Consider the following 13833-nt stretch of genomic DNA (forward strand, 5'->3'; position numbering starts at 1 on the left):
TTAAAACGCACTATTAAACAAGCAAGTACTTATATATCACTCATGTGTAGTCTAATCTATGCTTAGATCAGAGTCAATACGAAAGTATGAGTGGCCAAGAATATATTATATTATGTAAAGTCAAAAACGGGTTAGATTTGCGGTACATTTAGAGCAAATGGGTCAATATATCATCACCAAACAAATGAAAGCAATAAAACTAAGAAAAAATGATAAAGAAGTAAAGATATATAGATATATAATACTGTGCCTGAAGCAACAGCGTTTTGAGGGTAAATGTGAGAAAAGAGTTTGGTAATATAGTGCCTCAGGTTAAATGATGGTTTTTCTGGCAAAATACGTGAATTATAATAATGGCGTGTTTGTATCGGTAAACTATAAGCATACCGGATTAACATTTCAGGTTTGGGTTTCGTGGTGGGGAAGCGGGGACTCGAACCCCGACGCCTTTCGACACATGATCCTAAGTCATGCCCGTCTGCCAATTCCGGCACTCCCCCGCTTTGAGAGTACATATTAACATTTTGGGCTTAGCCTCTCAAGCTAATAACAGATAATCAGTTTGACAAGCCGGTATTTCCATTATAACATCACTGTATGATTGTGCTATTTGGAAACAAAGCCTACTTCGATATCTTGGGGTACATGGTTACTACCTGCCCCGGTTGCAAGACTACTTCGGTAATGACAGTCGAACAGCAGCGCAAAAAACTTACGGTTTATTTTATCCCCACCTTCGATTTTTCCCGCAGGCAATATATGTATTGCGGTCATTGCCATGAGCGGTTTGAAATTGATAAAAGCCTCCAATCCACAGTGAAAGCCCGCCTGTTGAGCAAAAAACAGATGGAGAACTTAATGCTGAAGCTGGAGATGGAAAACCCCCGCTACGAATGTGCCAATTGCGAATCTGGGGTGGAGGCAGGTATGCATTTCTGTCCTCAATGCGGAAATTGTTTGGATTGAGGGTGAACGTATGTACGAAAATATTACCCGAAGCGTAAAAGATATTTTGGCTGAATTGCCGCCTGACGTGGTGCTTGAAGCGGCTGTCAAGAAACGCCAGCCGTCTGAAATATTGGCTGCCATAGATGCCGGTATAAAGATAATCGGTCATAACTATTTAACCGAGGCTGAAGAAACCTACCCGCTTATCGGAGACAAGGCTGAGTGGCACTTTATAGGGAAGGTCCAGTCAAATAAATGCAAAAAGATAGTCCACCGTTTCTCAGTTGTGGAAACAGTGGATAGTATTGAAATAGCCTCTGAATTAAATCGGCGGGCAGCTGAGATTGATAAAATCCTGTCGGTTTTTATTGAGATAAACAGCGGGCGGGAAAAACAAAAGTCAGGGGTATTGCCAGAAGAGACTGTGGAATTGGCCAAACGTATATCTTGCTTATCAAACCTTAAACTGACGGGGTTGATGACTATGGGGCCGGCACTGGAAGCTCCTGAGGAACTGCGTACCATATTCCGCCTGACCAAAATTAAGTTTGATGAGATAGCCGCTATGGGTTTACCAAATACTGAGCTTCAGTTTCTCTCCATGGGTATGTCAGGCTCTTACAAAGTGGCTGTTCAGGAAGGTGCTAATCTGGTTAGGCTGGGTACCCGCATCTTTGGACCTCGCCCCTAATGGGGTATTGTTTTCAGACGGGCCACAATATCGTGCAGATCTTGAAACGGGTAGCAGGGTAAATTGCTCTTTTTGAAACGGTCAAGCAGCATATCTGTGGCAAAGGCATAATCGCAAAGTTTGGCAGGCGGAAAATCCGAAGGGCCATTTCCTGCATAAATCACCTTATAGTTTTGCGACCGGTAATGGTTAGTGTAGCTTTCCTTAAAACCGTTATCCACCATTTTGCCGTCAGGACCGTAATAGCGGGCGTCAAGCCCTTCACTGGTAAAAAGTGTACGGGCGGCATTGATCTCGATATCCTTAAATCCCAGTTCTTCCAGCATGGTATGGATATAAAAATCCAGTCCGTTACTTACTACTGAAAAACGGATATTTTCCTGCTTGCAGTAGTTGATAAGTTCATGGATGCCTTTCTTGGGTACAGCATTTTCCCGAATAAAATCAACTAGTGTCTTTTGGTCTTCTTTTACTAGTGCAAAAGCCCGGTAATTGAAATCACCTACGCTTATTTTGCCCTGTTGGTATTCGCGCAAAATGGCACACCAGTCACCTTGAGCATATTTCTCCAGTATTAAAAAGCTTACGTCTCCTTCAGTAAGGGTGCCGTCAAAATCACTCTGGAACATCAGCTTAGGGTTATGAGTAAGGGGCATATATATTTATCCTGTTCGTCTGGCTAGTCACGGATTTCTTCGGGCAGTTCATCATCCACCCCTATCTCGTGCAGCTTTTCTTCACTTTCAAGGTGGTCTATGTAAAGTATGCCATCCAGATGTTCGGTTTCATGTTCCAGCAACTGGGCGACAATACCGGTTCCTTTTATGCGGCAAGCCTTACCATGGCGGTCAAGCCCCTTAGCGGTAACAGTTTCGGCTCTGGTAAGTTCACCAAAATACCCCGGAATGGAAAGGCAGCCTTCAGTAACCTGTCTCTGCCCTTCTTTTTTCACAATCTCCGGGTTAATAAGTACGGTTGCTTCTTTGGCATCCGGTTCGCGGAAAACTACCAGCCTGAGAGATACGCCCACTTGAGGGGCAGCTAATCCCGCTCCATCAGCGCTACTCATAGTTTCAATCATATCATCAATGAGCGTTTGAATTGAGCTGTCAATGGAAGGTACTTTTTTGGCTTTCTTCCGTAAAACCGGCTCAGGCAGCTCACAGATGCGGCGTATTGCCATGGAATTTTTCTCCGTTTGCGAATTAGTTTATAAAATTACACTATAACTATAGCATATTTAGCTTTGGCGGACAAAAATTCAGACTTGCTCAAAGTCAAGCACTATGCTACCATATCTTGCACAGTCGGGGTGTAGCGCAGCCTGGTAGCGCACCTGAATGGGGTTCAGGTGGTCGGAGGTTCAAATCCTCTCACCCCGACCATTTTCTTTAAACTAAAGCCCTCTTTCAAAGAGGGCTTTTTATTTATCGGATAAATAAGTTTAGTATGTTTATACAGTCTGAGTTACGAACCGCCCGCCAGTGCTCCGCCAAATACCTGCCAGGCCAGAGCTGTCTTGGCTGTAAGGCTTAGAAATACGTAAACCCGCTCGCCAAACAGATAATCCCGCCACTTGCCTGATTTCTTGTATTGCAGCCACATGTTTAGAGCAAAGCTGAAAAAGAAAACGAACAGAGTAGGCAGGATGAAATAAACAAATGTGGGTATATTTTCGCTGGCTTGTGATATTGCCCCGAAGAAATAAATACTTATAGCCACCCAAGGTATGAATCCGGCAAAACACCCGAAAGTGTATGAAAGCCAGTTGGTTTTGGATGTGGTCTGGTTATGAAGCTCCATCATCAGGCCAAACAGATTCATAGCAGCATTTGCCCCAAAAATAGCAATTAAAGTTGCTACATCATATATGCCGCTGAGCATAGCAATCAGGACAATCATTATAGATGAACTTAAAGCATACTCGTACCAGCGGGCGTAGTTAATCCCTTTTGATAAATTAGTTTTGTACCATTCAAATATACCTGGTAAAGACAGCAAGAAATGGGCTGTGGCTGAAAGCAATAGGAAGATGGCAACCATAGGGCCTACTGGCAGGTCAAATAGTACTTCGGGTGGTTTAAAAGTAATCCCGCCGGGGCCGCCGCCGATAAAGTTGGTGGTAACCGGAAGCGAGAAACTGTTGCTGAGGAATAAGATAAGTATTGATTGGGCTAAATGGAAACTGCCCATGACAAGGTTATAAACCCGCAGTTTCCTAAACGCTTGTGGCTGATTCAGCTCAGGCTGTTTTACTTTTTTGTTAGCCATATTACCTCCCGTCACCATTTACAGGTAAAAACAGGTAAACTCTCAAAAAAAGTTACAGGCTGTACAGAATGCCGCCTGTCAGTCCGGCGGCAGCACCCAGGAAAACCCCCCAGCCCATATCTACCAAAGCCATCTTCAGGCTGAAACTATTTAAAGTGGAATAATTGGTCAGGTCATGAATACCGTAAGTGATAAATCCGAAAAGACCACCGTAAGCCAGAGCGGCAAAAATATTATCTCCGGCTAGCGGCAAAGCCATAGCTACTATACCTAAACTTATAAGCAGGTAGACCAGTATTGCCGATGGCCAGTCCGGTGACATACTCCCTCCGCTCCAGCGGGCAATCGGAGAAAGTTCGGTAACGTAAAATTTTTTGGCAATCAAGCCAATCCAGACGATATCCAGAACAAAGATAAGCACCAATACTATAAGGTAGACCAGTATACCGCTCATCTTTCCTCCTTAGGCGTTCTTTCCATGTATTCTATAAACCAGCCACCTGCCAGTTCAGCCACTTTCTCCAGCGCCCCCGGCTCTTCAAAAAGGTGGCCGGCTCCGGGTAGTATGCAAAGATGATTGAGGGCGCGCATTTGCTTTTGAGCTTGGGTATTAAGCTTTAATACTTGGGAGTCATTTTCACCGACTATAAATAAAGTTGGAGATTCCACCATTGGCAGCAGTTCTCTGGCAAGGTCAGGCCGCCCTCCTCTAGATACAACCGCCTTTATCTGCCCGGGCAGTAGCGAAGAAGCATAAAGCGCGGCGGCAGCCCCGGTGCTTGCCCCGAAATAACCTAACGGCAGGTTTTTGGTTTCTTCTTTGGTTTTCAGCATTTCAGTTACTTTAATAACTCTGTCTGCCAGAAAACGGAAATTGTAGCGGGTATTGGCTATTAGAATATCTACCATATCTTCTTGGGGTGTCAGCAAATCAAATAGAAAGGTAGCTAATCCATAACTATTTAGCTGGTGGGCAACCTGACGGTTGCGGGGACTCTGGCGGTTTGAGCCTGAGCCATGTACAAATATCACTAGCCCTATGGGTTCCGGCGGTATAGCCAGCTCACCGGGCAATTTGGTAGTGCCTATCACAACATTTATAGTTTTTTCGTATATCTGCATAAAAATTCCTGGCTATAGTATAGGATATTACTTTACCAAAGTCATTATAAATAAAGCAAAATTATTAAACTAAATTTAAAAATAGGTGTTTTCCCATAGGGCAAATAAGTACTAATACGCATTATTTTTGATGGTCAATTATTGTAACCTTCTAACACGGACAGACTCTTTTCCCTGCTGTATTTGAGTCAAGAAATATGGAGGAGGCCGAAATGAAAGTTACAATAAACGCCTGCCCCAAGTGCAAAAAGGAACGGGTTATTCGGATAGAAGATGAAAATAACCTCTATGAGTATCGGGAGCGATATGTACATCAGGACTGCACCAAGTGTGTAGCCAAAGAAATGGAATCTAAAGCAGTAGGTGCTTCGGCCTGACTGCAATATCACTTAATAATAAAGCCCCCGGTTTTAAGCCGGGGGCTTTTGATTTTATCTGCTTGCGTTACTAGATAAAAAGAGGAGCAAGTACCAGAGTAATGGTAGAAAGCAACTTTATCAGTACGTGGATTGACGGACCGGCAGTGTCCTTGAAGGGGTCACCTACTGTATCACCCACCACAGTTGCGGCATGAGTAACAGTATGTTTCATGACAGGACTGCCATCTTTTTCCAGCATTTCGCCTGTTTCAATGTATTTTTTGGCATTATCCCAGGCACCGCCTGCGTTATTCAGATAGGCGGCCATCATGATACCGCCGATAGTACCTACCATCAGGAATCCGGCGATGGCCATTGCGGAATCATATCCGGTTACTCTAAGGAAAATACCCAGAATAATGGGGGAAAGTACGGGCAGCAGGCCGGGGAAAATCATTTCGCGCAGACCGGCGGCAGCGGTTATATCTACTGCACGAGCATAATCCGGGCGTGAAGTTCCGGCTAGAATACCGGGGTCGGCCTTAAACTGGCGGCGTACTTCTTCAATAATCTTGGAAGCAGTTTTACCCACAGCTTTGATAGCTACGGCGGAGAAGAAGAATACCAGGGCAACAGCCAGCAACCCGCCTACGAATACTTCAATGCGTGAAAGGTCTACCGCCATCATTTCGCTTTCACCGCGAAGGAAGGCAACCCGCTCCAGATAAGCCTCAAAGAGCAGGAAAGCAGCCAGACCGGCAGAAGCCAGAGCATACCCCTTGGTCAAAGCCTTGGTGGTATTACCAACGGCATCCAGATGGTCAGTAATTTTTCTTACTTTGCCGCCTACTCCGGCCATTTCAATAACGCCGTTTGCATTATCGGTAATGGGGCCGAAAGTATCCATGGCAAGAATGAAGGGGCAGGTCATAAGCATACCCATGGTAGCGGCAGCAGTACCGAAAACAGCACCACCAGCGATACCGGTTTGTCCGCCCATCCAGTAAGAAAGCAGCAGGGCGGCACCAATAGTAATAGCGGTAGGCATGGCGGTTTCAAGACCGACAGCCGTACCGGAAACTATATTGGTAGCCGGACCGGTGCGTGAGGCATTGGCAATTTCCTTAACGGGATTATAACGGAATTCAGTGTAGTATTGAGTTATGAAAACCATGGCTACACTGGTAAGAATACCAATGACGCCTGCACCAAACAGCCACAGGTCACCGCCAATAGTCTGATTAGCTATAAAGATACCTATTATAGATAAACCTACAGCTGTAAAGTAGCCGCGGTTAAGGGCATTCATGGGGCTTTCGTTATCCTTACCGCGTACGAACATAATACCTATGATTGAGGCTAATATGCCGAAGGCACGGACAACCAGCGGGAAGAGTACCCAGGCAGCATTTCCAGTAGCCAGATAAAGGGTAATACCCAGTATCATAGCACCTATATTTTCGGCAGCAGTAGATTCAAATAAATCAGCACCGCGGCCGGCGCAGTCACCTACATTATCACCCACCAGGTCAGCGATAACAGCGGCATTGCGGGGATCATCTTCAGGGATACCGGCTTCAACTTTACCCACCAGGTCAGCACCCATGTCAGCGGCTTTGGTATAAATACCGCCGCCCAGCTGGGCAAACAGAGCCACAAAACTGGCACCGAAACCGAAACCGATAATAAGATGGGGAGTTACTTCGGGATTGCCTCCGTACATGTAATAGATGCCGGCAACACCAAGCAGACTTAGAGCGACAATGAGGAAACCGGAAACAGCACCGCCTCTAATAGCTACTGTAACAGCTTCAGAGAGGCCACCTTTTGCGGCAGCAGCGGCACATCTGAGGTTTGATTTAACCGAGATGTACATGCCGATAATGCCAGAGATACCGGAGCATAGAGCACCTGCCATGAAGGCAAGAGCAGTCCGCCAGGCGATACCAAAACCGGTTATGCCATAGGCTTCCAGTCCGCGTTCGCCACCTAGCAAACCAACCACTGCACCCACAGCTACTGCAGCCACGATGGCCAGAATAGCGATGGTGCGATACTGCCGCCTCAAGAAAGCTACAGCGCCTTCAAGAATACGGCCGGCAATATCCTGCATAGCCGGGGTACCGGAATCACGACGCATAACATCGCGAATCAGGTAGAGGGCAAATAGCACGGCAATAAGCCCTGCTGTCCACACCAACCAGGATAGATCCACAGTCTTCTCCCTTCTTTTTTTAGTCTTCTATTTTTAAACGCCGTAAGTATAAGTTATAAGTGCATTTTCGTCAAACATGCAAGTACCTTTGGAATAAGTGATATATATCAAACGGACATGGGGCTTTGCAAAGCTGACTGTATTCTGATATAAATACCCCTAGGAGACAATTATGGGGATTACCAGTTTTGTAATAGGCCTTTTCAGTTTGGCCGGTATGGGAGTGGGTTTGATTCCTTTGCTGGGCACGATTAATTTTTTTAATTTCTTCTTTGCACTTATCGGTTTGGGATTGGGTATCGGCGGTATGCTGCGTTCCCCCCGCCACCGTCTCAGTTTGGCAGGGATTGCTCTTTGCGGATTATCTTTGGTGCTGGGTTTTGTAAAATACATCTTAGGTTAATATTTCCTGTCTCAAATAAAAAAGCCAGACTTAAGTCTGGCTTTTTTATTTGTTGGTTTATTTAAATTATTTATTTGCCCAGCGCTCGGCTATATCCCCTGCAATGGGCAATTTGTATTTGAACCCTTGTGCCGCCTTTACTATCAGAACTACCCACAATATGAATGAAAGAACACTTATAACCCAGCTGATAAATACCCCCAGCACAGGTATTATGGTAAAAACCAAACCGATTATCTGAAGTGAACCGAAAACCACCAGTGACTGATAGGCATGGAAGCGGACAAATTTATTATCCTTCTCAAGAATCAGGAATATGATAGCGGAAATCCAGGCGAGTACGTAACAAAGTAATCCGGCAACATTTTCCTGCAAACCGGTAGAGGTTCTGGTCATTAGTATCTCCTTTAATAATCTAGTTTAAGGCTATATTATTTTAAACTTGGCGTCAATATATCCGGCTATATTTTTATTGTTTTACATCCGGCTGCTTGGTTTCCATTTCCTGCCGCATTTGCAGGTATTCTATCAGGCTGGTACGGGAAATAATGCCTACCAGTTTGCCATCTGATAAAACCGGCAGCTGGTTAATATCTTTGGACTGCAGCATATTTATCACATTGCCAAGATGTTCTTCAGGGTTCACCGTCTTAAGTTTTTCAAAAGGGGTCATTACCTGCCGTACTGATGTCTGGCCAAGTTTATCTGCCGGTATTTTTTTAATATCACTCAGGCTTATAAGGCCGGTAAGCTGCCCGTTCTCAAATACCGGGAGCGCCCTTTGGTTAAGCGGCAATATATATTCGTGAAGTGTCTGATAGAGTGTTTTATCCGGGTCAATAGTTTTAAATTCACGCCGCATCACTCTGCTTACGTTTACTGCGCTGAGTATTTCCGAAATAATTGTTTGCTGGTATGATCCTTGAGCCGTTGTAGCCATGAACCAGCCTATAAGTGCCAGCCAGAGACCGCTTATACCTATGCCCAGGAAAGCGGCGGCAATACCCCCGAATATTAGCAGGTAAGCAAAGCCCAGCCCCACTCTGGCGGCAATCCGGGTTGCTTTTTTGATGCTGTTTGAGGCATTCCAGATAATAGCTCTGAGTACCCGCCCCCCGTCCAGGGGGAAACCGGGAATAAGGTTGAAAATGGCCAGCATGGCATTTATCTGAGCCAGGTACAGGAATACTCCGCTGGCTAAAGTGGCATCTAAAGCGGAAAAAACAGCTTGGAAAGCCCAGAATACCAGTGCCAGTATAATGCTGACTGCCGGGCCGGAGATAGCCATGCGGAATTCGGCTCCGGGGTTATCCGGTTCTTTGGTCAGGTTTGAAACCCCGCCGAAGATAAACAATGTTATGCTTTTAACCGGTATTCCGTGGCGTATAGCTACAATAGAGTGTCCCAGCTCATGGGCTAAAACCGAGCCGAAAAGCAGCAGACAGCTTGTAATGCCCAGTACCCAGGCGGTAAGGGGGCTTATATTTTCATCTATTGCGGGGTAATAAGCTACTGCCAGAGACCAGCTGAGCAGGGCAAAGATGATAAGCCATGAAACATGAATGCCTATCTCTATGCCCAGAACCCGCCCAAGCTTGAAAGAGGATTTCACGGTCTCCCTCCGTTAGCTGTAAGGAGTTATTAAAAGCTTATATCTTCTATTATATACTGTAAAGTACCGGAGGGTACTTCTATTTCTACTTTATCGCCCTTACACCGGTTAAAAAGAGCCTTGCCAATGGGTGATGAGGCAGATATTTTGCCCTTTAGGGGTTCTATTTCTTTAGGGCTCACCAAAGTATAAACGCACTGGTCCCCGTTTTTCAGGTCACGGAGTTTTACGGTATTGCCCATATTTACTTTGGATGTGTTATTATCGGTATATTCGCTGACTTCGGCATATTTTAGTTCGTGTTCTATTTCTTTTATGCGCCCTTCAATCTGGCCGCGTTGTTCCTTGGCGGCGTGGTAAGGGGCATTTTCACGCATATCTTTATCCATGGCAGCCAAACGCATTTCTTCAATAACTTCAATCCGTTTGCCTTTCAGGGTGCTCAGTTCATCTTCCAGTTTTTTATAACCGCTTGCGGTCATAGGTATTTTTTCAACAGCAGTTTGGCTGGTGCGGGCAGCAGATTTTCGTGAAGCCAGCTTTTTAATCTTGATATGTGAAGAAAGGTTGTAATCCACCCAACCCTGTTCATTCAGGTATGTCAGGAAAGCCCGTACAGACTGTAGTTTGACGGATACTTCCTTGTCAGAAGAAGAGATGCATTCCGGGTAGCGGGATACCTCAATGGCAGTCATACGGCAAACAAGCTTGTCCTTTCCGCACCAGCGGGTAAAGTGGACCAGCGAATTCTGGTGAATTTTCTTATTACTGTTATCGTTAAGATATTGGTTTAATGCTTCGTCAAGGTTAATGCCGCTGTTTTGCATAAAAATTCTGATTGACTCCGATTTTCTTTTTTAGCTGCGGATAAGATCTAGCGGGTTTTTTAAGAGGTGGGCAAATGCTTTGCCATGCCAGTCAAACCCCAGGTGACTCTTTGCAGCCATCTTCTCAATCATACCATTTGCGGCACACTTTTTAAAAATTTGTTCCAGCAGGCGGTCATCAATCCCCGCGTATATCCTGCTGAGGAGTTTGCCAATGTATAGCTCTGATCCTATAAGAGCTTTCCAGCTTTTTTCATATTCGGCCATATCTGCTTTGGAAAGTTTATTGGTTTTTATTTTTTTATCCAGACAAGCCACCGCCAAATCAGCGCACAGCAAACCGAAGTATATCCCTCCCCCAGTGGTTGGTTTTAACTGACCGGCAAAATCACCCACCGCCAGTACTCTATCTCCGAAACTGGCGGAAAGATTGCCTGCCGGAACCGGGCGGCAGGCGTATTTTATATTTCTATCGGGTATCAGCCCTTGTTTGTATATAGTATTATGTAAAATACTCCAGCATTCATTTGGGTTTTTACGGGTCAACAATCCCATTTTAGCTGCATGATCATTTATGGGGCTGAGCCAACCGAAATATCCCTGAGATATAGCTTTACCGGTAAAGAGTGACAATGCGGTTGGTATGGGGGTGTCAACTTCCCCCTGCAAGCCGAAGGCAAAGTGCTTTATTTCTCCCAGTCCGGCTGCCCGGCTGAGTTCAGTATTATATCCTGCGGCCAGAATAGCGGCTTTGGCAAAGAAAGTTTGCCCTCCTTTGGTGGTTATGCAGATACCATTACCTGTGTTTTCAAGGCCGTTTACCTGGCAGCCGAAATTTGTCTGCACCCCGCAGTTTACGGCCTGTTTTAGTAAACCAGCCTGAAATCCGCCCCTATCCAGCATTATGGCCTGGGGTGTATCCCGCTTAAGCAGTAACTTTCGCCCGTAAGGTGAATATACGGTAGCTTCCGAAAATATATTTTGTACGTGTTCGGCCTCAAAGCCATATTTTGCGGCACACTCTGTGCTAATTAAACCCGTACAGCAAATTTGTTTTACCATCTCCGGCCTTTTTTCCAGCAGCCTTACTTCGTAGCCGCGCTGAGCCAGACACTTGGCGGTGTATATCCCTACCGGCCCCGCCCCTATTACCAATATATCCTTATTCACAAAATATATTATCCATTTTTCAGGTAAAAAAGACAATTGGCAATAATAACACAAAAGAGTATTGTGCTAAATCTAAAATAACGTTATAATAAAGGACAAAAGTATAAAATTATGCTTGACAGAGGGGTATATGATAGTAACCGTAACCAGTGTGGTTATTGCTACTGCAACAGGTACGGCGGCAGTTATAGGTGGTGTTTCGCTGGCCTCTCTGATAGCTTTTTTGATTGCCCGGGAGATGGCACTGGCCAGAAAATCCGCTTTTTCCATAAGGGTAGCCCGCTACCTGGGAATCAGTATTTTCCCCTTGTTTCTGGTGATGGGTGTTATTGTGATTTCCCGTATAATGGAAACGCTAGCCCAGTAACAGCGGCGCTACCGCAAAGAGTATAGTATTTGTTATTCCGTGTGCCAGGGTAACTCCCAGTATAGAGCCTGTCTTTTTGACCAGATAACCGAATATGAGTGCTACTCCGAAGACAAAAACGATATCAGTTATGGAAAGAAACCCAATATGGAGTATGGCAAATATTAGGCTGATGTAGATTATTCCCTTTGCCTCGAATGAATCCAGTGCTGCTTTCTGTAAAACTCCTCTGAATATAAGTTCCTCAACAAATCCGGTTGTGATTAGCAGTATCAGACCGGGCAATACCAGGCTGCTCCAGCTTAAGGTTTCTATGATGGCTTCAGGTTTTAAAATAGCGTATTCGGCAAAACCCAGCCCTATTCCTGTAAGGCCTATCAGTATCTGTATCGGTATTTTCCCCCAGTTGAGGCCGATATCTTTAAAATTGTATTCAAGTGTTCTGGCTACTATAACAGTTCCAATCAGCAAAGGCAGGTAGATAACGGGATACCACCATATCTGGGGAATATCTGAAAGGGGCATAGCCAGGCTGATTATGCGTATCAAGGCTACCAATGAAAGTGACAGAATAAGCCGGTCAGGATGAAAGCGGTTGGTTTTGGCAACCCGAAAGATGATGCTGAATAAAAGTAATATATATATGCCAAGCCCGAAAAGCGGTTGGCAGGCTACAGTGACAATTTCAGCTGCGGTGATTATCAGCAGGTAAACCAAGGCACTAAGCATCCGTAATGCCTTTTACCGGTAATTTATTCATATAGGCTATCAGGCTGTCTAGAGTTATAAAGCCGGATTGGATATTTTTACCTTCCAACCTGACTATCTCTATCTTGTCCTCATTCATGCGGCGGGCAATATCCAGAGCATTTTCCTCCGGCGGTATGACTGGTATTTGGCTGACAGGAGTATACAGTTCAGCTAAGGGCTTGGATTTAAGACTGTCCGCATTTTTCAGGTTGTGCCGGTTTATTATACCTGCCAGCCCGTTTTCATCTTCAACCAGTATATATGCCCCGTTTGGTGTTTGGGTCAGATAGTCTCCTAAAATCTGGGTGGATTTAGCTTTGGGTATATTAAAGTCAATTACTTCCATAGGTGTGACTCTTTTTAACACCTGCTGCAAGGTATATTGGCGGAAACTGGTGCGAGCGGTATCAGATAAATACCAGCCCAGCAATCCAAGCCAGATGCCGGATAACCAGTCTTGGGTGCGTATCACGATAAATATTCCGGCCGCTATAAAAAGAAAACCGAAAATCTGGCCGGCAACGGTAGAAATGCGGGTGGATTTGGTCAGGTCTTTGGTTTGCTGCCAGAAGGCTGCCCGGAGAATGCGCCCTCCATCCAGGGGGAAGCCGGGAATCAGGTTAAATACCGCCAGTATCAGGTTAATCTGAGCCAGCCAGTAGTTCATTACGGCCAGTTCAGGGCTTTGTCCGTTAAGGTTTATATACAGAACATAAAATATTCCTGCCAGTCCCAAACTTGAGGCCGGTCCGGCCAGTGCCATTTTAAATTCGCTTCCGGCGGTTTCTGCTTCTTCACTCATATTAGCAGCCCCGCCGAAAATAAAAAGGGTGATGCTTTTTACTTTCATACCGTTAGCTCTGCCGATTAGGCTGTGAGCAAGTTCATGGACGATTACCGATGCAAAAAACAGCAGGCTGGTAGTAATTCCCATAATCCAGAGCTTGAGATCGTCGGCATTATCCAAGGTGTCAGGAAATACCTGGGTAGCCAGAAAAACGGATACCAGCCCGAATATGATAAACCAGCCGTAATGAAGGCGGAACTGGATGCCGAAAAGCTTGCCTATATTTATGCCCTGTTCCATATCACCTGACA

Annotated in this window: 17 protein-coding genes and 2 tRNA genes; 6 read left to right on the forward strand and 13 right to left on the reverse strand. The window is 45.3% G+C overall.

Going from position 1 to position 13833, the window contains the following annotated elements; all coding sequences use genetic code 11:
* Nucleotides 1-415: 415 nt before the first annotated feature.
* A tRNA-Leu gene (locus tag UCH007_RS03220) sits at nt 416-500 on the reverse strand.
* Nucleotides 501-597: 97 nt separating this feature from the next.
* On the opposite strand from UCH007_RS03220, the gene UCH007_RS03225 reads away from it, so the two are divergent.
* Both UCH007_RS03225 and UCH007_RS03230 read left to right on the forward strand, forming a co-directional pair.
* On the forward strand, nt 598-966 hold the full coding sequence (locus UCH007_RS03225; protein ID WP_012881961.1) for a zinc ribbon domain-containing protein: 369 nt from the start codon (nt 598-600) through the stop codon (nt 964-966).
* Nucleotides 967-976: 10 nt separating this feature from the next.
* Entirely contained in the window at nt 977-1639 is a 663-nt protein-coding gene (locus UCH007_RS03230; protein WP_046961036.1) for a YggS family pyridoxal phosphate-dependent enzyme, read from the forward strand.
* Here the strand turns inward: UCH007_RS03230 and UCH007_RS03235 are convergent.
* On the reverse strand, nt 1636-2295 hold the full coding sequence (locus tag UCH007_RS03235; protein WP_023652207.1) for an MtnX-like HAD-IB family phosphatase: 660 nt from the start codon (nt 2293-2295) through the stop codon (nt 1636-1638). The two genes, UCH007_RS03230 and UCH007_RS03235, sit on opposite strands and share 4 nt — an antisense overlap.
* Before the next feature lie 23 nt (nt 2296-2318).
* Nucleotides 2319-2822 carry a peptide deformylase gene (gene def / locus UCH007_RS03240; protein ID WP_023652208.1) on the reverse strand — a complete coding sequence of 168 codons (504 nt, stop codon included), beginning with the start codon at nt 2820-2822 and terminating at the stop codon, nt 2319-2321.
* Between the two features lie 125 nt (nt 2823-2947).
* On the opposite strand from def, the gene UCH007_RS03245 reads away from it, so the two are divergent.
* Nucleotides 2948-3024: transfer RNA gene (locus UCH007_RS03245), tRNA-Pro, on the forward strand.
* Nucleotides 3025-3106: 82 nt separating this feature from the next.
* On the opposite strand, the gene heR is transcribed toward UCH007_RS03245, so the two are convergent.
* The 3 genes from heR to UCH007_RS03260 are packed head-to-tail and all read right to left on the reverse strand — an operon-like array spanning nt 3107 to nt 5032.
* Nucleotides 3107-3910 carry a heliorhodopsin HeR gene (gene heR, locus UCH007_RS03250; RefSeq protein ID WP_041330830.1) on the reverse strand — a complete coding sequence of 268 codons (804 nt, stop codon included), beginning with the start codon at nt 3908-3910 and terminating at the stop codon, nt 3107-3109.
* Between the two features lie 52 nt (nt 3911-3962).
* The gene (locus UCH007_RS03255; protein ID WP_023652210.1) at nt 3963-4364 is read right to left on the reverse strand and encodes a DUF2177 family protein; all 402 of its coding nucleotides are present in this window, start codon (nt 4362-4364) and stop codon (nt 3963-3965) included.
* Nucleotides 4361-5032 (reverse strand): dienelactone hydrolase family protein, encoded by a 672-nt coding sequence (locus tag UCH007_RS03260; protein WP_023652211.1) that lies wholly within the window; start codon nt 5030-5032, stop codon nt 4361-4363. Before UCH007_RS03260 ends, UCH007_RS03255 begins: the two co-directional genes overlap by 4 nt.
* Nucleotides 5033-5244: 212 nt before the next feature.
* Here UCH007_RS03260 and UCH007_RS07780 point away from each other — a divergent pair, with 212 nt between their 5' ends.
* Entirely contained in the window at nt 5245-5409 is a 165-nt protein-coding gene (locus UCH007_RS07780; RefSeq protein WP_012881968.1) for a hypothetical protein, read from the forward strand.
* 70 nt (nt 5410-5479) lie between these two features.
* Here the strand turns inward: UCH007_RS07780 and UCH007_RS03265 are convergent, their stop codons facing one another.
* On the reverse strand, nt 5480-7606 hold the full coding sequence (locus tag UCH007_RS03265) for a sodium-translocating pyrophosphatase (protein WP_046961037.1): 2127 nt from the start codon (nt 7604-7606) through the stop codon (nt 5480-5482).
* 172 nt (nt 7607-7778) lie between these two features.
* Here UCH007_RS03265 and UCH007_RS03270 point away from each other — a divergent pair, with 172 nt between their 5' ends.
* Nucleotides 7779-8009, forward strand: a complete 231-nt coding sequence (locus UCH007_RS03270) for a hypothetical protein (protein ID WP_012881970.1) — start codon at nt 7779-7781, stop codon at nt 8007-8009.
* Between the two features lie 66 nt (nt 8010-8075).
* On the opposite strand, the gene UCH007_RS03275 is transcribed toward UCH007_RS03270, so the two are convergent.
* The 4 genes from UCH007_RS03275 to UCH007_RS03290 all read right to left on the reverse strand — a co-directional run bounded on the left by UCH007_RS03275 (nt 8076) and on the right by UCH007_RS03290 (nt 11618).
* A complete protein-coding gene (locus tag UCH007_RS03275) occupies nt 8076-8405 on the reverse strand; it encodes a DUF4870 domain-containing protein (RefSeq protein ID WP_023652212.1) in 330 nt (109 codons plus the stop codon).
* Nucleotides 8406-8478: 73 nt separating this feature from the next.
* Complete coding sequence (locus UCH007_RS03280; protein ID WP_046961038.1) at nt 8479-9621, reverse strand: site-2 protease family protein; 1143 nt, start codon at nt 9619-9621, stop codon at nt 8479-8481.
* A gap of 29 nt (nt 9622-9650) precedes the next feature.
* Entirely contained in the window at nt 9651-10448 is a 798-nt protein-coding gene (gene greA / locus UCH007_RS03285; RefSeq protein ID WP_041330835.1) for a transcription elongation factor GreA, read from the reverse strand.
* 30 nt (nt 10449-10478) lie between these two features.
* Nucleotides 10479-11618, reverse strand: coding sequence for an NAD(P)/FAD-dependent oxidoreductase (locus UCH007_RS03290; RefSeq protein ID WP_046961534.1), 1140 nt, complete (start codon nt 11616-11618; stop codon nt 10479-10481).
* A 130-nt stretch (nt 11619-11748) separates the two neighbouring features.
* Between UCH007_RS03290 and UCH007_RS03295 the strand changes: the two genes are divergently transcribed.
* Nucleotides 11749-11985, forward strand: coding sequence for a hypothetical protein (locus UCH007_RS03295; protein WP_010936505.1), 237 nt, complete (start codon nt 11749-11751; stop codon nt 11983-11985).
* Here the strand turns inward: UCH007_RS03295 and UCH007_RS03300 are convergent.
* Nucleotides 11974-12714 carry a CPBP family intramembrane glutamic endopeptidase gene (locus tag UCH007_RS03300; protein ID WP_046961039.1) on the reverse strand — a complete coding sequence of 247 codons (741 nt, stop codon included), beginning with the start codon at nt 12712-12714 and terminating at the stop codon, nt 11974-11976. The two genes, UCH007_RS03295 and UCH007_RS03300, sit on opposite strands and share 12 nt — an antisense overlap.
* On the reverse strand, nt 12707-13822 hold the full coding sequence (locus tag UCH007_RS03305) for a site-2 protease family protein (RefSeq protein WP_046961040.1): 1116 nt from the start codon (nt 13820-13822) through the stop codon (nt 12707-12709). Before UCH007_RS03305 ends, UCH007_RS03300 begins: the two co-directional genes overlap by 8 nt.
* Nucleotides 13823-13833 lie beyond the last annotated feature (11 nt).

This window comes from Dehalococcoides sp. UCH007, assembly GCF_001010485.1.
GTDB classification, from domain to species: domain Bacteria; phylum Chloroflexota; class Dehalococcoidia; order Dehalococcoidales; family Dehalococcoidaceae; genus Dehalococcoides; species Dehalococcoides mccartyi_A.